Below are 19,323 nucleotides of genomic sequence, written 5' to 3' on the forward strand. Positions count from 1 at the left end.
TTAATAGTTTAAAATAAAATACCTAAGGAAACCAGCAAATATAAACAATTTACAAAAAACTAATTTCTAATAAGAAAAAATCAAAAGAGAAGAAAAGTCCAATTTTTAAAATTGGACCTATCATTTATGGATGGACTACAAATGACACTTGCAATATGTGCTCAAATTCACGATATGAAGGCTTGAAACAAGGAAGATTCAATTGTTGGGAACGGGAGATAATTCATGGAAAAACCACGCAAAACAAAAGGAGAGGGATATAAAGTCTATTATATGAGATTTTATGGGTTAAAACAATTATAAACAAGTCTATATGAGGATAAACAAATTCTCTGAAACGTGATAGAATATGAAATCAATTGGACTAATCCAATCTTTGATTGGGCCACAAAAAGAGGTGGTATCAGGAAATGAGAATTGAAAGAAAAAGTGGGGTGCCAATTTATATCCAGGTAAAAAAACAGATCATGGAGGATATAAAAACCGGCAAATTAAAAATAGGGGACAAACTACCAACTGAAAGAGAACTATCTCAAAAACTAAAAGTAAGTAGGAATACGATCTCAACTGCCTATAACCTATTGGAGCAGGAGGGGGTCCTCATATCCTACCAGGGTAGAGGAACCTATGTTGCAGAGGAGGATAGGACTTGGAAGGAGCATACCATAAAGGATAAGATGGTTAAGCTTATCGATATAGCCTTGGAAGAGGCTATCGAGGTGGGCTTAGACACAAAGGAATTTGTAGCCCTAGTCCAGGAAATCGTTAAAGAAAAAGAGAGTTTAATAAAAAATGTCAATGCCATATTTGTAGAGTGTAACATAGAGCAGGCAAAACTGTTCACTGATGAATTAAACAGAATCACCAATCTTCATGTAGTACCTATGACGGTGGCTCAGCTACAAAATAGAGATGAGGTAGCAGAAAAAGCTCTCCAAGAAGCTCGAATGATTATTACTGCCTTTAATCATGTAAATGAGATAAGACAGATAATTGATGATTTGAAAATTGAAGTCTTTGGTGTTGCTAGTAACCCTAGCCTAGAGACCATCGTAAAAATTGCAAAGTATCCTAAAGGAACAAAGTTTGGACAGGTGTGTCTTTCAAAGGAATTTTATCTTAAGGTCCAATACGCACTGAAGTCAGCTGGGCTGGAAAATCTCAGCTTAAAGGCTACTATCAGTAAAGATGAAGAGGAACTTCTTCGTATCATTGAAGAATCCCATGTTATTATTGCTTCTCCTGGTAGGGGAGAAGAGGTAGAAAGATTGGCTAAAGGAAAAAAAGAAATTATAAAATTCAATTATGTACTGGATCAAGGTTCAGTGAAAGCAATTTTATCTAAAATATTAGAAATAAAAAGACATTTTTAAGGAGAGGAAATCATCATGAAGAAAAACATTGTACTTGGGGTTATAGGAGCAGATTGTCACGCAGTTGGAAACAAGGTTCTTGATTATGCCTTTACAGAAGCTGGTTTTGAAGTAATCAATATAGGGGTATTAAGCTCCCAGGAGGATTTTATCAATGCAGCCATTGAAACAAATGCCTCTGCTATTTTAGTATCATCCCTTTATGGTCATGGAGAAATTGACTGTAGAGGATTAAGAGAAAAATGTGAGGAAGCAGGTTTAAAGGATATCTTATTATACGCCGGTGGAAATCTTGTTGTTGGAAAACAGGAGTGGGCACCAGTACAAAAGAGATTCGAAGATATGGGCTTTAATCGTGTTTATGCTCCAGGAACCTCACCACAGGTAGGAATAAAACACTTAAAAGAAGATTTGCAAATCATTTAATCTAAGGGTGATAACATGAATCCAGTATTATTGATCGACTTTGGCAGTACCTATACAAAGCTAACTGCTGTTGATATAGACAATGAAGAAATCATCGCCAATACTAAGGCATTAACCACTGTGCAAAGCGACATTATGATTGGTTTTCAAAATGCCTATGGTTTGATGAAGGAAAAGTGTAAGGGCCTTAATATTCAATTTAATGAAATGCTAGCATGCAGTAGTGCAGCTGGTGGGCTAAAAATGATAGCTATTGGCTTAGTTCCAGATCTTACAGCTGAGGCAGCCAAAAGAGCAGCTTTAGGTGCAGGATCTAGGGTCCTTGAAGTATATAGCCATGAATTAACCCTAAGAGAAGTTAGGGATATTATTCAAAAAAAACCTGACATCATTCTACTAGCCGGTGGAACAGATGGTGGCAATAAGGATTGCATTATACACAATGCAAAGATGATAGCCATGAATATAAAAGATGTACCGGTGGTGGTGGCAGGAAACAGTAAAGCCAATGATGACATTGAAGAAATATTTATGCAGCAGGGTATTGACTATGAAATTACAGACAACGTTATGCCTAAATTAAATCAATTAAATGTTGAACCTGCAAGAGAAGCCATCAGAGGCATTTTTATGAAAAAAATTGTAGAAGCAAAGGGTATGAAGAGTGCCGAATCCTTTATTAATGGTATTCTTATGCCGACACCAGCGGCGGTATTAAATGCAGCAAAAATATTAGCCAATGGAACAGACGAAGAGGAAGGTATAGGAGACCTAATCATTGTAGATATCGGAGGAGCTACAACAGACATTCACTCCATAGCTGAAGGAGAACCAACCCAACCGGGGGTTATGAAGACAGGTCTTGAGGAGCCCTATGCAAAAAGAACTGTTGAAGGTGATTTAGGTATGCGAGTAAGCGCAGAGTCTCTTGGGCAAGCTATAGCTACAAGGAAAATCAAAAAATTTGCTCCTAACTTATCCTATAATGTTAAGGAAAGATGCAGTTATCTTGCACAGCATGTTAATGAAATTCCCAAGACTTCTGAAGAAAAAGCTTTTGATGAGGCCATGAGTATGGCGGCGACAGAAGTAGCAATGGAGAGACATGTAGGGGTGCTAGAGGATGTATATACACCTATGGGGAAGGTTTATTCCCTAACTGGTAAGGACTTATCCAACACAGGATATGTAATAGGTACCGGTGGTGTACTGATTCACAGTGAAGATCCAGCTAAAATATTGAAGGCTGGATTATATAACGAAGATAATCCAAAATATCTAAAGCCTAAAAAACCACAATTGTTAGTGGATAAAGAATACATCCTTTCAGCAATGGGTTTAATGGCAGTGAAATACCCAAATCATGCAATTAGAATATTAAAAAAATACCTTATAAACGTATAGTGGGAGGAAAAATTATGACACTTCAAAATAAAAGGTTAACAGAAGAAGAATTTTTAAAACAAAGACAGGAAATACTAACCCATTGGCCAACTGGTAAGGATGTAGATTTACAGGAAGCAGTGGATTATCTAAAAAAAGTTCCAGAACATAAAAACTTTGCAGCAAAGCTTAGAAAAGCAAGTGAAGAGGGAATCACATTGGCACAGCCTAGAGCAGGGGTTGCCTTAGTAGATGAGCATATTAAGCTTTTACAATATCTTCAAAATGAAGGTGGAGCAGATCTTTTACCAAACACAATTGACAGCTATACAAGACAAAATAGATATAATGAGTGTCAAGTAGGTATCGAAGAAAGTATCAAGGAAAATCGTTCTATGTTAAATGGATTCCCTGTAGTAAACCACGGGGTAAAAAATTGTAGAAAAGTTCTTGAAGCAGTAGAACTTCCTCTACAGGCAAGACATGGTACTCCAGATGCAAGATTGTTAACAGAAATCATCCATGCTGGAGGATGGACTTCTAATGAGGGTGGTGGAATCTCCTATAATATTCCTTATGCAAAAAGTGTTAGCTTAGAGAAAACTATCCTAGACTGGCAATACTGCGATAGACTTACAGGAATGTATGAAGAAATGGGCGTAGAAATTAATAGAGAGCCTTTTGGACCATTAACAGGAACTCTTGTACCACCAAGTATGTCTAATGCAGTTGCAATTATTGAAGGTCTTTTAGCAGCAGAGCAGGGTGTAAAGAATCTTACATTAGGATACGGACAATGTGGAAACCTAGTACAGGACGTAGCAGCTATTAGAACCCTTGTAGAGCAAGCATCAGAATACTTTAAAACCTATGGTTATGATATAGAGCTTACAACTGTATTCCATCAATGGATGGGTGGTTTCCCAGCCGATGAATCAAAGGCATTTGGTGTAATTTCATGGGGAGCAGCTACAGCAGCTTTAGCTGGTGCAACAAAGGTAATTGTTAAAACACCTCATGAGGCTATGGGTATTCCAACAATGGAGGCTAATGCTCAAGGTATAAAAGCAACAAAGCAAGTATTAAACCTTCTAAAAGGACAAAGATTAACGATGTCAAAAGAGCTTCAAGCAGAAATGCAGTTAATCAAAGCTGAAACAAAATGTATTTTAGATAAAGTATTTGAATTAGGAAAAGGCGATCTTGCAGTAGGTACTGTAAAGGCTTTTGAAACAGGGGTTATGGATATTCCTTTTGCACCAAGTAAGTACAATGCAGGAAAGATTCTTCCAGCTAGAGATAATAACGGAGCTGTTAGATACTTGGAGTTTGGCAACATTCCTATGTCAAAGGATATTAAGGATTTCAATAGACAACTATTAGAAGCAAGAGCAAAAACTGAAGGTAGAGATGTTAGCTTCCAAATGGTAGTTGATGATATCTATGCCGTAGGTAAAGGAACACTTGTAGGAAGACCTGAAAACAAATAATTTTATAAACTTGGGGGAAAACTGATATGAAAATTGTAGACATTATATGTTCAGCAGGAAGAACTGGATTTTATTTTGACGATCAAAGAGCTATAAAGCAAGGAGCAGATCATGATGGTTTTACCTATGTAGGGGAGCCTGTGACTGAAGGCTTTACAAAGGTTCGTCAAGCGGGTGAATCAATTTCTGTTATGTTTGTTTTAGAGGACGGTCAGGTGGCTTATGGAGATTGTGCAGCTGTACAATATTCTGGTGCTGGTGGTAGAGACCCTTTATTCCTTGCCGATGATTTTATTCCAATTATTGAAAAACATATTGCCCCAAAGCTTATTGGGAGAGAAGTTACAGGTTTTAGACAATTAGCTGAAGAAGTTGACAATATGATGGTAGAAGGAAAAAGACTTCACACAGCTATACGATATGGTATAACTCAAGGAATTCTTGATGCAGCTTCTAAGGCAAAAAAGGTAACTATGGCAGAAGTAATCAAAGAAGAGTACAATACAAACGTAGAATTTAAGAGAATCCCTATTTTCACTCAATCTGGTGATGATAGATACAATAATGTTGATAAAATGATTATCAAAGGGGCGGATGTTCTTCCCCACGCATTAATCAATCATGTTGATACAAAGCTAGGAAAAAACGGTGAAATTCTTAAGGAATATGTAACTTGGTTAAAAAATAGAATAGAAGCCCTTAGAGCTACAGAAGAGGAAGACTTTATTCTTCATATAGATGTTTATGGAACAATAGGTATTGCCTTTGATAATGATACTGAAAAAATGGCAAACTATCTTGGGGAACTTGAAGCGGCAGCAGCTCCATTTAAGCTTCGTATAGAGGGACCTATGGACGTTGAAAATAGAGATGGTCAAGTAAAAGCCCTAAAGGCTTTAAGAACAGCTCTTCGTGAAAAAGGAATTGGTGTTGAACTTGTTGCTGATGAATGGTGTAACACATGGGAAGATATCAAGTTATTCGTAGACGAAGGTGCTGCCGACATGATTCAAATCAAGACACCAGACCTTGGAGGAATCAACAATATTGTAGAATCCATCCTATATTGTAAAGACAATGGTGTAGGAGCCTATAGTGGTGGAACCTGTAATGAAACCGATAGATCAGCTCAGGTATGCACAAATATAGCTATCGCTTGTGGAGCAGATCAATGTCTTGCAAAGCCTGGAATGGGTGTTGATGAAGGGTTTATGATCGTAAATAACGAAATGAATAGAGTTCTTGCCCTTGCAAAAAGAAGAGAGAGCTTAATTTTAGAAGGGGAAGAACAGTTAAATAGGAGTGCTGTATAATGAGGGAAGTACATGTTTCTAAAATTACTGAAACCATAAAAAGACTTTGCATCGATACAAACTATTATCTTACCGACGATATAAGACAAAGGTTTGAAGAAGCAAAGGCTGATGAAAAATTTCCTATTGCACAAAACATTTTAGATATTCTCATTGAAAATGCTGACATAGCTAAAAACGAACAAAGACCCATGTGTCAAGATACTGGTATGGCTATTGTATTTTTAGAAATTGGTCAAGAGGTTCATGTTGTAGGGGGCAGTCTAGAGGATGCCATCCATGAAGGGGTAAGACAAGGCTATGAAGAAGGGTATTTAAGGAAATCCGTGGTGAATGATCCCATTGAAAGGATCAACACAAAGGACAATACTCCTGCTATTATTTATTATAATATGATTCCAGGAGATACCTTTAAAATCACCGTTGCTCCTAAGGGATTTGGTAGTGAAAACATGAGTCAGCTTAAAATGCTGAGACCTGCCGATGGTGTTGAAGGGGTTAAGGATTTTGTTCTGAAGGTTGTAAAGGAGGCAGGGCCTAATCCCTGCCCTCCTATTGTTGTAGGTGTAGGTATTGGAGGCACCTTTGACAAAGCAGCTTTTTTAGCTAAAAAGGCTCTTTTAAGATCTACAAATGAAAGAAATGAAAAGCCTTTTTATGCTGAGTTAGAGAAGGATCTGTTGGAGGCAATCAATGACTTGGGTATTGGACCTCAGGGTTTTGGGGGTAGGACAACAGCCCTTGCAGTAAATATAGAAACCTATGGAACCCATATTGCAGGATTACCTGTTGCGGTGAATATAAACTGCCATGCCACAAGACATGGGGAAGCCCATATATAGGAGGTTTAGTAGGATGAGTAAAAAAATAAGCATGCCTTTAACAGAGGAAAAGCTTAAGGACTTAAAGGCAGGAGACAGTGTATTGCTTACTGGAACCATCTATACCGCTAGGGATGCGGCCCATAAAAGACTAGTGGAGCTAATAGGGGAAGGAAAAGACCTTCCCTTTGATATAGAAGATCAAGTAATTTATTATGTAGGACCTACTCCTGCCAAGGAGGGTCAGCCCATAGGTTCAGCTGGACCTACAACCAGTTACAGAATGGACCCCTATACACCACAGCTTTTAGAAAAAGGGTTAAGGGGTATGATTGGCAAGGGAAAGCGAAGTGACGCTGTAGTAGAAGCCATGAAGAATTTTGGTGGTGTTTATTTTGCTGCTATTGGTGGTGCGGCTGCCCTGACAGCTAAATGTGTGAAGTCCTCTGAAATCGTTGCATATGAAGACCTAGGTGCTGAAGCTATTAGAAGACTTTATGTTGAAGAGCTTCCGTTGGTTGTAGTAATCGATAGTGAAGGCAACAACTATTACCAAATAGGACAGCAGCAATACTTAGAAACCCAAAGGTAGGTGTTAGGTATGGATATAAGGACTCCTGCGAAGGCAGGAACGATGGAATCCAATGACATATATATCATGGTGCAATCCAATGCTGAAGGTGGTATCGTCATTGATCTCGAAAGCATTGTCATGAAACAGTTCGGCAAACAAATTGAACAGGTAATTTTGGAAACTTTACAAAACATGGGGATTAAAGATATTCATGTTGTTGCTAAGGATAGAGGAGCTCTAGATTATACCATAAGAGCCAGAGTAGAAACCGCAGTAAAAAGGGCGATGTAAGGGGTGATTTGATGGAGAGACTTAGAAGAACCATGCTATTTATGCCAGGAAACAATCCTAGTATGCTGCAAAGTGCAGGGATTTTAGGGGCCGACAGTATTATATTAGATCTTGAGGATGCAGTAAGTATTACGGAAAAGGATGCAGCGAGAATCCTAGTAAGAAATGCTATAAAAAATGTGGATTTCTATGATTCTGAAGTTGTTGTAAGAATCAATCCCCTTTCATCTGGATTTGGTTTAAAGGATGCTGAAGAAATAGGTCGAGTGAAGCCCGATGCCATCATGGTAACAAAAGCAACAGAAGAGGATGTAGCCACAGTTTGTGAAATTCTGACAAAGGTTGAGAAGGAGGAAGGTTTTGAAGAAGGAAGCATAAAGCTTTTCCCTCTGATTGAAACCGCCTACGGATTGGAAAATATCCATAGCATTATAAAATCCTCCCCAAGGGTAATAGGTATTCTTTTAGGAGCAGAGGATTTAACCGCTGATCTTGGTATTAAAAGAACAAGGGAAGGGGAAGAAATCTTCTACGCCAGAAGCAAGGTTGCGGCTGCATGCAGAACCCATAAAGTAGATGCTATTGACACCCCCTTTGCCGATATGAATGATTGTCAAGGATTTGCAAAGGATATTAATAGGGCAAAATCCTTAGGTATGACAGGAAAGGCTGCCATTAATCCTAGACAGGTGGATACGATTCATGAAATTTTTGCACCCTCTGAGGAGGAAATAAAGTATGCCCAAAGGGTGATCCATGCTATGGAGGAAGCCCAGGCAGAAGGCAAGGGTGTATTTTCCCTAGATGGGAAAATGGTGGATGCACCTATTATTGCACGGGCGGAAAATGTAGTAAAAAAAGCAAAGCTTGCAGGCTTGCTTTAAGGAGGGATGGCTATGAAAAATATACTTGGAAGAGAAATTCCTGAAACCATCCAAGGGTACGGAACCGTCAAGCCCTTTCAAGGTGCTTTTGCAAGCTTAGGAGAGGTAGAAAAGAAATCCGTTAAGCTAAAGAGTACAGGGCCAAAGGAAGAAAAGGTGTTGTCATCTATTCAAGAGGTATTGGAAAAATGTAGCTTGCAGGATGGTATGACGGTTTCCTTTCACCATCATTTAAGAAATGGTGATTATGTATTAAACATGGTTTTAGATGAAATTGCAAAAGCGGGGGTAAGGGACATCAAGGTTGCCGCCAGTTCCATATTTCCAATCCATGCTCCATTGGTTCAGCATATACAAAATGGTGTTGTGACAGGGATCTATGCAAATTATATGTCAGGACCTGTAGCAGAAGCCATCTCAAGAGGAGAACTAAAAAATCCTGCTATTATGCATACCCATGGTGGTAGGGCACGGGCCATTGAATCCGGGGATTTATCTATTGATATAGCCTTCATCGCTGCCCCTACCTGTGATACCTACGGTAATATCAATGGTGTGGAGGGAAAGGCTGCCTGCGGTACTTTAGGCTATGCTGTTCCAGATGCTGTTTATGCCACTAAAACAGTAGCTATAACCGATAACCTTGTTCCATATCCAGCTTGTCCCATTGAAATTACTCAAGAGCATATAGATTATGTTGTGAAGGTAGACAGTATTGGAGATCCAAAAGGAATTGTCTCAGGGACAACTCAAATTACAAAGGACCCTGTAGGACTGAAGATTGCAAAAATGACAGCTAAGGTCATAGAGGTATCAGGACTTTTAAAGGATGGATTTTCTTTTCAAACGGGGGCAGGAGGAACCTCTTTGGCGGTTGCTGCCTATGTAAAGGAATTGATGAAGAAGAACAATGTAAAGGGTAGCTTTGCAGCTGGGGGAATTACTGGATATATGGTGGAGATGTTTGAAGAAGGGTTATTTGAATCCCTCTTCGATGTACAATGCTTTGACCTAAAGGCAGTGGAGTCCTATAGAGACAACAAAAGACATCAAGTAATGTCAGCCTCCATGTATGGAAATCCCCATAATAAAGGTGCTGTTGTAAACAATTTAGATGTTATGATTTTAGGTGCAACAGAAATAGATACAGCCTTCAATGCCAACGTTACAACTGGATCAAGTGGTATGATTATGGGGGGATCAGGTGGACATAGTGATACAGCTGCTGGTTCAAAGCTGGCAATTGTAGTAACCCAACTTGTAAAGGGTAGACTTCCTATCGTTGTAGATAGAGTTACTACTGTCACAACTCCTGGCGAAACCATTGATGTTCTCGTAACGGAAAGGGGTATAGCTGTTAATCCCCTAAGACAGGACTTGATAGAGAAATTAAAAACCACCAATCTGCCTATTATGACCATTGAAGAGCTTAAGGCTATGGCAGAAGCTATGACGGGAATTCCAGAAAAAATTGAATTAGATGATGAAGTGGTGGCTGTAGTAGAATATCGTGACGGAACTGTTATCGATGTTGTAAGAAAAATAAAGGATTGATTTTATGCATGATATTAGCATTGAAAAAATAGATTTGAATACTGATAAAAGGTTAGAAGTTGAAGATTTTCTTTCAACTTTTAACCTATTTTTTGATAAGGATATAGAATATACAGCTATAGCCAAGGCAGGGGATGAAATCCTCGGTACCTGCTCCTATAGTGGTAGGGTATTGAAATGCTTTGCAGTAAAGGAAGGACTGCAGGGGGAAGGTATTGCTTCCAAGCTGATTACCCATATGACAAATCAGCTTTTTGATAAGGGTATTTATGAATCCTTCATATTTACATGCCCTAAAAACCTTGCTATCTTTAAAGGGCTACAATACCAGGAAGTCCACACAGTAGATGAGGTTACTTTACTGGAGGGGGGGATGGCCAACGTCAAAAGGTATGTAGAACATATGTTTAAGGACAGTGGTCTAGGCAGGGGGAAAAAGGCTGCCCTTGTCATGAATTGCAATCCCTTCACCTTAGGCCATAGGTATCTGATAGAAACAGCAGCCAAAGAAAACGAAGAAGTGGTTATATTTATTGTAGAAGAAAATGCCTCTCTTTTTCCTTTTGAAGTTCGGCTTAATCTAGTGAAAAAGGGTACGGAGGATTTAAAAAACGTCCATGTTTTACCAGGGGGTAGCTATATCATTTCCTCCACCACCTTTCCCTCCTATTTCCTTAGAAGGGAAGATGAAAGATTAAAGGCCTATACTAAGCTAGATGCTGGAATATTTAGTCGCTACATTGCTACGGTTTTTAATATTACAAAAAGATATGTAGGGACGGAGCCCTACTGCAGGGTGACAGAGCAATACAATGAAGCCTTAAGAAATGTCCTGCCAACGTATGGCATAGAACTAATAGAGATTGATAGATTGGACAGAGAAAATAAGGCGATTAGTGCTTCTAGGGTGAGGCAGATGATAAAGGCTGGAGATTGGCATGATTTAAAAAATCTAGTCCCTTCAACAACCTATGAATTTTTAAACTCTCCCGAGGCGGAGGTTATTGTAGAAATAATAAAAAGGAGTGACACTCCCCATTGATGAATGCTATTCTGCAGGATAGAGAAAACAGATATAATGAGACCCTGTCTTTGATTAATAAATATCATCTTCCAGTAATCTGTGGTAAAATCAATTATCCTGGAAACAATAAAAATACCCTGGAAGTTGAGAAGTCCTTCAATGTTCTACAGGGGCTATTAATATCAACATTCAAGAAAAATACTATATACACAAAAGTCCTTTCGGGGGAGGATGGGGAGAGTATTTTAATGGTTGTTGATTTAAGCCCCTTGGAGGCTAAGAAAATAGGGGTAGCCTTAGAAATACAGCACCCCCTAGGAAGAATATTTGATATAGATGTCTATGGTGAGGATGGCAGATCCATAGGTAGGGAAGCGATAGGAATGGAAGGCAGAAGATGTATCCTCTGTAATGGAGATGCTAGAATCTGTATGAGGGCAAAGGCCCACAGCCTACAGGAAGTACTGGATTGTATTCATAAAAAAATCCGCAAATATAATGATGGAGGAGAAAAATTTGTCTAAGGATTTTGATGTGTGTGAATATATAAGTGAATTAGCTTTAAAATCCATGTTATATGAAGTGTCCACCACCCCAAAGCCAGGTCTTGTGGATCGGAATAATCCCGGGGCCCACAATGACATGGACTTTTTTTCCTTTATGGCCAGTAGTGGAGCCTTAGCCTATACCTTTTATAAATGCGCATTGGCAGGGTTAAAGTTTCAGGGTGTAGATATAAAGGGACTGCTCCATGAGCTTCGGCCAATAGGTATTGAAGGTGAGGAAAAGATGTTTCGGGCCACCAAAGGTATCAACACCCATAAAGGATTGATTTTTTCCCTAGGCCTCATTGCAGCTGCTGCAGGATTATATTATAGAGAAACTAAAAGCCTACCAATGAATGCAGGGGATATTTGTAATAGGATCAAGGAAATGACAGAGGGAATCTCCAATAAAGAGCTAGGCAATACACAGGAAGCAACCGCCCTAACCTATGGAGAAAAACTCTTTAGAAAATATGGGATTAAGGGAATTCGGGGAGAGGTGGAGGCTGGATTTCCTACAGTAAGGTGTTATGGACTGCCTATTCTTCGAGATCTCATGAAACAGAACCGAAATATTAATGACAGCTTGGTACAAGTATTGTTTCATCTCATGACAGTGACGGAAGATAGTAATGTTTTGGGAAGACATGATTGGGAAGCCTTAGACTATGTTAAAACCACAGCAACAGAAGTATTAGAGATGGGGGGTATGTTTACAGAGAGGGGCAAAAACAAAATCATAGAGATAGATAAAGAATTTATTAAGAAGAATATTAGCCCAGGGGGATCTGCTGATCTTTTGGCAGTGACTATTATGTTCTACTTGCTAGAAACCTCTGATGAAGCTTTAGTCCCTCTTGATTAAACATATAACAATTAACTATAGTACCTATAATATCTATAATGAGCCTACTATCATAGCAAAATCACCATACACTATTGATAGAGGCTTTTTCTATATTTTATAACCAATAGGAAATTATCAACATATTTAATGGGAAGATAAATCATTGATTTCCTGTCAATTGTTTATACAGAGTGTAGTTTTCCAAAGGAGGACTTTTCTAATCGGTGTCAAACACTGAAAAAATGTAAAAAATTGAAAGGATTTGTCAAAAAAATGTCGAATTGTAGCATTAAGACCATCAACAATGATGGACTTAGGAGGCATAATATATGACAAATTCTGAAATTATTATAAAATCCAAGTTAATCGACAACAGCAAAAACTTCTATAGAGAAATAGTTATGGGGCTCTTATTATTGATGGCTACTATTTATTTAAGCCTTCATAATTATATATTGGTTCATACGGTAGTTGAGGTTTTTAGTATTATTGTTGCATATATGCTATTAACCATAGCTATTAACACCTATCAGATGACAGATAATCATTACTTGTTATTTCTAGGAGTTGCCTATGGATTTATTGCATTCTTTGATCTAATCCATACCCTGTCCTTTAAAGGTATGGGGGTGTTCTCAAAAGATTTAGGTGATGCTTCCACTCAACTACGGATTATAGCCAGATATATGGAGGGCATAACCCTTCTAGTGGCCCCTATGTTTTTAAAAAGAAAAGTTAAGGTTAAAGCTACTATGGCTTTTTATGTTATTACTTCTGTCCTTTTGTTACTAAGTGTACTTTATTGGGAGGTATTCCCTACATGTATCGTAGCAGGGGGGGGACTCACCACCTTTAAAATAGTGAGTGAATACATCATTGCTAGTATGATAGCTTTAAGTGCTATCTATTTGACAAAAAATAAATCCAGCTTTACAGAAAAAAACTATAGGATGTTAATAGGGTCCTATATAGCAAGTATTTTATCGGCAATTGCCTTTACTCATTATATTGACGTCTATGATTTTGCCAATATGATAGGACATGTTTTAAAAGGGGTTTCTTTCTACTTAATTTATAAGGCCTTCATAGAAACCTCTATCAAAGAACCCTATAAAAAATTAATGGAGAGTGAAGACTGGTACCGAGGGGTAACGCAGATGCTGCCAACAGGTCTTTTTATCTACACCAACTATCAATGCATCTTTACGAATTCCGCCTTTCAGCAAATGATGGGGGCAAAGAGCCAAGAGGACCTCATAGGAAAAAGTATATTTGACTTTATTCATCCCGATAGCCATCTTAAAATAAAAAATGTAATACAAGTAAGAAAACAACAAAAGAAGAAGGAAGAGATTTATGAGGAAAAGTTTATTAAATTAAATGGAGAGGTTATAGACGTAGAAGTGCGAGCCATATTTTTGCCCCATGCCAATAGGGAAGAAACATTGGTGATTGTAACAGATGTTACACCTCAGAAGGAGAAAGAAAAATTACAAAGACACATTCAATATAAACAGCAGCAGTTGAAGGAATCTATAGAATATGATAAGTTGAAAACCGAGTTTTTCAGCAACTTATCCCATGAAATGAGGACCCCCTTAAATGTTATCTTTGGTACTGTTCAACTATTAGACCTTCAATTTCAGGCCCATGATCCTTCAAAAAAAATGCAGAAACAAATGAAGGTTCTAAAGCAAAATTGTTATCGTATGCTGAAGTTAATCAATAACCTTTTAGATATTACTAAAATAGATGCTGGGTACTTTGAAACAGGCTTTGAAAACTGCAATATCGTCAGTATTATAGAAGATATAACAGATTCTGTCATACCCTATGGAGAAAACAAAGGAATTACATTTTTATTTGATACAGATATAGAGGAAAAAATAATGGCGGTTGATATCAATGGAATCGAGAGGATTATGTTAAACCTGCTGTCCAATGCCATTAAATTTACTGATGCTGGGGGCAGTGTTAATGTAAATATTTATGACAAAACAGAAAAAATTGTTATTGTTATCAAGGATACTGGAAGTGGTATTCCACCTGATAAACTGCCCTTTGTATTTGATAGATTTCGACAAGCCAATGAGTCTCTCAAGAAAAATCATCAAGGAACTGGCATAGGTCTATCTCTTGTGGAGTCCTTAGTAAAAATTCACGATGGTGACATTCGAGTGGAAAGTGAAGTAGACAAGGGAACCTCCGTCTTTATAGAATTACCTGTAACGCTCCAGAAGAATCTCGAGGAAACCACTGCTAGCTTGGAGGATATAGAGGAAAATTTAGTGGAAAAAATTAATATAGAGTTTTCTGATATATATACTATAAAATAAAAAATCAGCACCACCTAAATTATGGGTGGTGCTGATTTTTACAATAGGTTTCTTTTATAAAAAATGTAGAAAGGGTGCCTATGATTACAGCTATAAAACAATAAAGAAAGGCTCTTTGATAAAGAAGGTTGGTTTGGAGGGTGGTACCATACTTATCCAAAACCCTTCCTAGCATGGGGGGAAGTAGGGCCGCCCCAAAAAATCCTCCCATGTTGACAATAGAGGTTGAAAGACCAGTGGAGGAGGGATGGTTTAATTCCTTGGCACATGCCCAGCCTAAAACCACACCAGCGGAACTAAAGCCCATCATAAAATAGAGAGGATATAAAAGGCCTATAGGAGGTTTTCCTTGGTTTATAAAAAGAAAGACACCCCAGCTTATTGCATTGATACTACAAAAAACCATCATGGGTAGCTTTCGTCTTTTAAGACCATCAGATATTTTTCCTGCCGCCATACACCCTATAGCATGGGCTACCACCATAACAACAAGGTAATTGGGAGCTTCCGAGGGAGAAAAACCATAAAGATTTATTAAGTAGCTTTGTCCCCAGGTTCCTGTAAGGGTTAAGTAAGATCCAAAAACCCCAGCAAAGACAAAAAATGGTGGCCATGTATAGGGATTAAGAAGTATTTCAACTAAGCTTTCCTTTAAGGAGGCGGTTCTAATGGGAGGGTGCTTTGAGTAACTATATACAGCAGAAAATCCCTTATCATCAGGAGTATTTCTTACAACTGCATAACATAAAAAGGCAATAAACATGCTGATGATACCTATCCCAATAAAAGTTGTTCTCCATGTAAAATAGCCTACAGCTAAGGCCAAAGGAGTCTGGGCTAAAGCCCCTCCTAAATTTCCCATGAAAGTAGTCATCCCAGACATGGTGGCAAATCTTTCCTCCTCAAACCATTGGGAGAGGACTTTAAGAATAGAAATAAGAACCACCGAGACCCCCAATCCCACCATAAGACGACCTAAAAAAACATAATGAATAGTAGGTCCAATACCAAAAAGGATGGAGCCTAAGGCTGCTAAGAAGGTACCAATGGTTACGGTTTTTCTAGCCCCTAAAGTATCGGCTAAAATGCCGGAGGGAATCTGCATGAAGAGATAGGCATAAAAATAAGTGGACCCTAAATAACCAAAGGTGGCACTTGTAATATGAAAGGTATCCGTAAGATTCTCTCGTACTACACCCAATGCCATACGATGAAAAAACACGATAAGATAAGCTAAAATTAAAATCCACCATACAAGCCAACGATAAGTATTAAATTTCTTCTTTGATTGATTGTTTATTATTACCATTCTATTCTCCTGTCCTACATCTGTTATAGTATAATATCAATAGAGCTAGTATTCTCTATATATATTTTCTTTTCCTTCTATAGTTAAAACAATTTTACAAGACAAGCTATAAGCTTTCTAAGAAATATATCGGAAAATATTTCTTTAATTATTAAAATATAGTAGCAAAAAACTAAAGAAATATGTTAAAATTTTAACTAAGGACTGAAAGACTGGGGGTTCAAGTTTTAAGAAATACAACATAGAGGTAATCTTGGAAGGATAAGGGGGAAAATAACAATGATTAGTATCAAAAACAATTCTAATGATCCACATTTCAATTTAGCATTGGAGGAATATGCCTTAAAGTATTTAAATCCTGAAGAAAATTATGTCATACTATGGCAAAATGAACCCTCCGTCATCATAGGAAGAAATCAAAACACCATAGAGGAAATCAATACCACTTATGTAAAGGAAAAAGGCATAAATGTTGTTAGGAGACTTTCCGGCGGCGGAGCTGTTTATCATGACTTTGGCAATCTAAACTTCACCTTTATTGTCACTATTAAAGATGAAGGGGATGTCAATAACTTCAAAAAATTCACAGAACCAGTCATCAAGGCCCTTGCCAAATTTGGAATTGAAGCAGAGCTTTCGGGAAGAAATGATATTACAATAGATGGCAAAAAGTTTTCCGGCAATGCCCAATATTTCTATAAAAATCGTCTCCTGCATCATGGAACCATCCTTTTTGACTCCAATTTAGGTGTAGTCCAGGAGACATTGAATGTTAAACAGGAGAAAATAGAGTCTAAGGGAGTTAAATCGGTAAAAAGCAGGGTAACCAATATCCACCCCTATTTGAAGGAGAAGATTACAGTTGATGCTTTTAAGGAAGCCCTATTGAACTACCTACTAGAAGGAGAAGAAGATAAAAAACAGTATACTCTAACCAAAGAAGATTTAAGGAAAATTAAAGAACTGATGGAGGAAAGATACCTAAAGTGGGGGTGGAACTACGGGGAATCCCCTAAATATAGTATTCAAAAAAATAAACGGTTCATCTGGGGTGGCTTAGATTTAAGATTAGAGGTAAAATCAGGAATTATCCAAGACTGTGTTATCTATGGGGATTTCTTTGGTCATCATGAGATTTCCACATTAACAGAGAAATTAAAGGGTATACAATATAGAGAAGAGGAAGTGGCAGAGGCTTTAAAGAATATAGATCTATCCCCTTACTTTAAGGGAATAGAAGAAGGGGATTTTCTAGCATGTATGTTTTCTTAAGGGTCGGTTAAATTCTGGTGTTGATTTTAGATTAGCTATGTTAAACTATATTAAAATTTCAAAGATTTTCAGTGGACTTGTGTAGAATGATATAATAATACATAAGATGGAAAATATGCATTAGAACCTATGAGAAAGGAGTCATTATGAAAGTAGCAATAAATAAAAAAGTTCTTCTGTATCTTGTTACAATGGTTATGACTTATATGATAATTAGTCTTATAATTAAAGGCTCATTTTCTAATATTGAGTGGGATGTGATATTAGTTATGTGTTCAGTATCTTTTGTAACTCTTATAATAATGGGAGGTATAAAAGAAAAAAATAAGTAATTCGCAATTTCTATTCTATGCGACATAAAACATATAAAAAAAAGAATGACTATATATTTGTAGTTTCAGTAATATAGGCATTCTTTTTTTAGTTTTTTAAAATATCAACATCTATCTTTAACTGAACTGTTTTTTTATATTGTAGCAAGTTTTTCTATTGAACGCATTAATTGGGCAAACTTTTCTGGTCTGAGGGATTGGGCTCCATCCGATAAAGCACATTCCGGCTGATGATGGACTTCGATAATCAATCCATCAGCACCTACTGCAATGGAGGCTTTAGATAAAGGCTCCACCATAGACCATTTACCAGTGGCATGACTAGGGTCAATAATAATTGGCAAATGGCTTAGTTCTTTAATGACAGGAACAGCACTGATATCTAATGTATTTCTTGTATAGGTTTCAAAGGTACGAATTCCCCTCTCACAAAGAATAATATTTGGGTTACCATGAGCCATGATATATTCAGCTGACATTAGCAATTCTTCAATAGTGGCAGATAAACCTCTTTTCAATAAAATAGGTCGGGGGCTTTTGCCACATCGCTTCAGTAAAGAAAAGTTCTGCATGTTTCTAGCACCAATTTGAAGAATATCTGTGTATTCCTCCACTACATCAAAGGTATCCTGCCCCATTACCTCTGTTACAATGGGCATGCCTGTGATTTCCTTAGCTTTTTTTAAAAGTTTCAGTCCTTCCTCCTGCATTCCCTGGAAGCTGTAGGGGGAAGTTCTAGGCTTATAGGCACCACCCCTTAACATGTGGGCCCCTTCTTTTTTAACTGCATGGGCAATCGTCATCAACTGTTCTTCACTTTCCACAGAGCAAGGTCCTGCCATAATAGCAATATTTCCTCCCCCTACTTTCACACCATCTATTTCAATAATAGTATCCTCAGGATGAAAAAGTCTACTGGCAAGCTTGAAGGGATGTTGTACCTTTAATAGCCTTTCAACATATTCATTTGCTTCAATTTGGTTTGGGTTGATTTTACTGGTGTCTCCAACTAAACCCAATATCGTGTAATTCTCTCCTTGGGTTATACGAACGTCACATCCTAAACTAACCATTTTCTTTGATATTTTTTCAATCATTTCCTGTGGTGCACCGGGTTTCATAACAATAACCATAATAACATCCTCCTTAATTTTTAAATGCATAGAATTTTAATTGAAATGAAAAAAAGTGGACTCCCTCTAAGAGTCCACTTTATGTACTAAAGTTAGAAATATAGTTTTCGCCCTATACCAGTATGAACCATTGATTCATGCTGTTTCTTAGAAAGATTTCTTTATACCTATTAAATTGGTATGGAAAATAACCAGCGCTAAAAAAGTAAAAGCCCCAGTAAAAGTTAAAGAAATAGATATAAAGTTGTGGGATTTTTTTAGTAATATCTAGCATTGGAATCACCCTTCAAGTTATATATACTTAATAGTATAAAATTAGTATAAAATCTTCTAAAAACAATACATATTTTCAAAACAATTTAATTAATTTTAAATTATTTAAATTATACTTAAATAGCTTCCTGTTGTCAATAAAA

General features: G+C 37.5%; 17 protein-coding genes. 15 read left to right on the forward strand and 2 right to left on the reverse strand.

Annotation, left to right across the window (positions count from 1 at the left end):
- Positions 1-410 precede the first annotated feature (410 nt).
- From BLS22_RS01970 to BLS22_RS02035, 14 genes are all read left to right on the forward strand, one after another.
- The gene (locus BLS22_RS01970; RefSeq protein ID WP_090549566.1) at positions 411-1,373 is read left to right on the forward strand and encodes a GntR family transcriptional regulator; all 963 of its coding nucleotides are present in this window, start codon (positions 411-413) and stop codon (positions 1,371-1,373) included.
- 15 nt (positions 1,374-1,388) lie between these two features.
- Positions 1,389-1,799 (forward strand): methylaspartate mutase subunit S, encoded by a 411-nt coding sequence (gene glmS, locus BLS22_RS01975; RefSeq protein WP_090549569.1) that lies wholly within the window; start codon positions 1,389-1,391, stop codon positions 1,797-1,799.
- A 15-nt stretch (positions 1,800-1,814) separates the two neighbouring features.
- Entirely contained in the window at positions 1,815-3,203 is a 1,389-nt protein-coding gene (gene glmL / locus BLS22_RS01980) for a methylaspartate mutase accessory protein GlmL (protein WP_090549571.1), read from the forward strand.
- Between the two features lie 14 nt (positions 3,204-3,217).
- Positions 3,218-4,672, forward strand: a complete 1,455-nt coding sequence (locus tag BLS22_RS01985) for a methylaspartate mutase subunit E (protein ID WP_090549575.1) — start codon at positions 3,218-3,220, stop codon at positions 4,670-4,672.
- A 26-nt stretch (positions 4,673-4,698) separates the two neighbouring features.
- Positions 4,699-5,985 carry a methylaspartate ammonia-lyase gene (locus tag BLS22_RS01990; protein WP_090549578.1) on the forward strand — a complete coding sequence of 429 codons (1,287 nt, stop codon included), beginning with the start codon at positions 4,699-4,701 and terminating at the stop codon, positions 5,983-5,985.
- Positions 5,985-6,827, forward strand: a complete 843-nt coding sequence (locus BLS22_RS01995; protein WP_090549581.1) for a fumarate hydratase — start codon at positions 5,985-5,987, stop codon at positions 6,825-6,827. Before BLS22_RS01990 ends, BLS22_RS01995 begins: the two co-directional genes overlap by 1 nt.
- Before the next feature lie 13 nt (positions 6,828-6,840).
- Complete coding sequence (locus tag BLS22_RS02000) at positions 6,841-7,398, forward strand: Fe-S-containing hydro-lyase (RefSeq protein WP_090549584.1); 558 nt, start codon at positions 6,841-6,843, stop codon at positions 7,396-7,398.
- A 9-nt stretch (positions 7,399-7,407) separates the two neighbouring features.
- A complete protein-coding gene (gene citD / locus BLS22_RS02005) occupies positions 7,408-7,671 on the forward strand; it encodes a citrate lyase acyl carrier protein (RefSeq protein ID WP_090549586.1) in 264 nt (87 codons plus the stop codon).
- Between the two features lie 11 nt (positions 7,672-7,682).
- The gene (locus tag BLS22_RS02010) at positions 7,683-8,555 is read left to right on the forward strand and encodes an HpcH/HpaI aldolase/citrate lyase family protein (RefSeq protein WP_090549589.1); all 873 of its coding nucleotides are present in this window, start codon (positions 7,683-7,685) and stop codon (positions 8,553-8,555) included.
- A 12-nt stretch (positions 8,556-8,567) separates the two neighbouring features.
- On the forward strand, positions 8,568-10,109 hold the full coding sequence (citF, locus tag BLS22_RS02015; protein WP_090549591.1) for a citrate lyase subunit alpha: 1,542 nt from the start codon (positions 8,568-8,570) through the stop codon (positions 10,107-10,109).
- Between the two features lie 4 nt (positions 10,110-10,113).
- Entirely contained in the window at positions 10,114-11,151 is a 1,038-nt protein-coding gene (gene citC / locus BLS22_RS02020) for a [citrate (pro-3S)-lyase] ligase (RefSeq protein WP_090549595.1), read from the forward strand.
- The gene (gene citX / locus BLS22_RS02025) at positions 11,151-11,657 is read left to right on the forward strand and encodes a citrate lyase holo-[acyl-carrier protein] synthase (protein WP_090549598.1); all 507 of its coding nucleotides are present in this window, start codon (positions 11,151-11,153) and stop codon (positions 11,655-11,657) included. The genes citC and citX overlap by 1 nt, the downstream gene beginning before the upstream one ends.
- On the forward strand, positions 11,650-12,543 hold the full coding sequence (gene citG, locus BLS22_RS02030) for a triphosphoribosyl-dephospho-CoA synthase CitG (protein ID WP_244269434.1): 894 nt from the start codon (positions 11,650-11,652) through the stop codon (positions 12,541-12,543). Before citX ends, citG begins: the two co-directional genes overlap by 8 nt.
- A gap of 311 nt (positions 12,544-12,854) precedes the next feature.
- Positions 12,855-14,861 carry a sensor histidine kinase gene (locus tag BLS22_RS02035; protein WP_090549603.1) on the forward strand — a complete coding sequence of 669 codons (2,007 nt, stop codon included), beginning with the start codon at positions 12,855-12,857 and terminating at the stop codon, positions 14,859-14,861.
- Between the two features lie 19 nt (positions 14,862-14,880).
- Here BLS22_RS02035 and BLS22_RS02040 read toward each other — a convergent pair whose 3' ends face one another.
- Complete coding sequence (locus tag BLS22_RS02040; protein WP_090549605.1) at positions 14,881-16,170, reverse strand: MFS transporter; 1,290 nt, start codon at positions 16,168-16,170, stop codon at positions 14,881-14,883.
- Positions 16,171-16,449: 279 nt separating this feature from the next.
- Here BLS22_RS02040 and BLS22_RS02045 point away from each other — a divergent pair, with 279 nt between their 5' ends.
- Positions 16,450-17,442 carry a lipoate--protein ligase gene (locus BLS22_RS02045; protein ID WP_090549607.1) on the forward strand — a complete coding sequence of 331 codons (993 nt, stop codon included), beginning with the start codon at positions 16,450-16,452 and terminating at the stop codon, positions 17,440-17,442.
- Between the two features lie 466 nt (positions 17,443-17,908).
- Here BLS22_RS02045 and aroF read toward each other — a convergent pair whose 3' ends face one another.
- Entirely contained in the window at positions 17,909-18,907 is a 999-nt protein-coding gene (gene aroF / locus BLS22_RS02055; protein WP_090549614.1) for a 3-deoxy-7-phosphoheptulonate synthase, read from the reverse strand.
- Positions 18,908-19,323: the final 416 nt, after the last annotated feature.

The organism is Natronincola ferrireducens, from assembly GCF_900100845.1.
GTDB lineage: Bacteria > Bacillota > Clostridia > Peptostreptococcales > Natronincolaceae > Natronincola_B > Natronincola_B ferrireducens.

Coding starts and splice junctions, on each gene's coding strand:
- BLS22_RS01970 (WP_090549566.1), top strand. CDS start 411: ATGAGAATTGAAAGAAAAAGTGGGGTGCCAATTTATATCCAGGTAAAA.
- glmS (WP_090549569.1), top strand. CDS start 1,389: ATGAAGAAAAACATTGTACTTGGGGTTATAGGAGCAGATTGTCACGCA.
- glmL (WP_090549571.1), top strand. CDS start 1,815: ATGAATCCAGTATTATTGATCGACTTTGGCAGTACCTATACAAAGCTA.
- BLS22_RS01985 (WP_090549575.1), top strand. CDS start 3,218: ATGACACTTCAAAATAAAAGGTTAACAGAAGAAGAATTTTTAAAACAA.
- BLS22_RS01990 (WP_090549578.1), top strand. CDS start 4,699: ATGAAAATTGTAGACATTATATGTTCAGCAGGAAGAACTGGATTTTAT.
- BLS22_RS01995 (WP_090549581.1), top strand. CDS start 5,985: ATGAGGGAAGTACATGTTTCTAAAATTACTGAAACCATAAAAAGACTT.
- BLS22_RS02000 (WP_090549584.1), top strand. CDS start 6,841: ATGAGTAAAAAAATAAGCATGCCTTTAACAGAGGAAAAGCTTAAGGAC.
- citD (WP_090549586.1), top strand. CDS start 7,408: ATGGATATAAGGACTCCTGCGAAGGCAGGAACGATGGAATCCAATGAC.
- BLS22_RS02010 (WP_090549589.1), top strand. CDS start 7,683: ATGGAGAGACTTAGAAGAACCATGCTATTTATGCCAGGAAACAATCCT.
- citF (WP_090549591.1), top strand. CDS start 8,568: ATGAAAAATATACTTGGAAGAGAAATTCCTGAAACCATCCAAGGGTAC.
- citC (WP_090549595.1), top strand. CDS start 10,114: ATGCATGATATTAGCATTGAAAAAATAGATTTGAATACTGATAAAAGG.
- citX (WP_090549598.1), top strand. CDS start 11,151: ATGAATGCTATTCTGCAGGATAGAGAAAACAGATATAATGAGACCCTG.
- BLS22_RS02035 (WP_090549603.1), top strand. CDS start 12,855: ATGACAAATTCTGAAATTATTATAAAATCCAAGTTAATCGACAACAGC.
- BLS22_RS02040 (WP_090549605.1), bottom strand. CDS start 16,170: ATGGTAATAATAAACAATCAATCAAAGAAGAAATTTAATACTTATCGT.
- BLS22_RS02045 (WP_090549607.1), top strand. CDS start 16,450: ATGATTAGTATCAAAAACAATTCTAATGATCCACATTTCAATTTAGCA.
- aroF (WP_090549614.1), bottom strand. CDS start 18,907: ATGGTTATTGTTATGAAACCCGGTGCACCACAGGAAATGATTGAAAAA.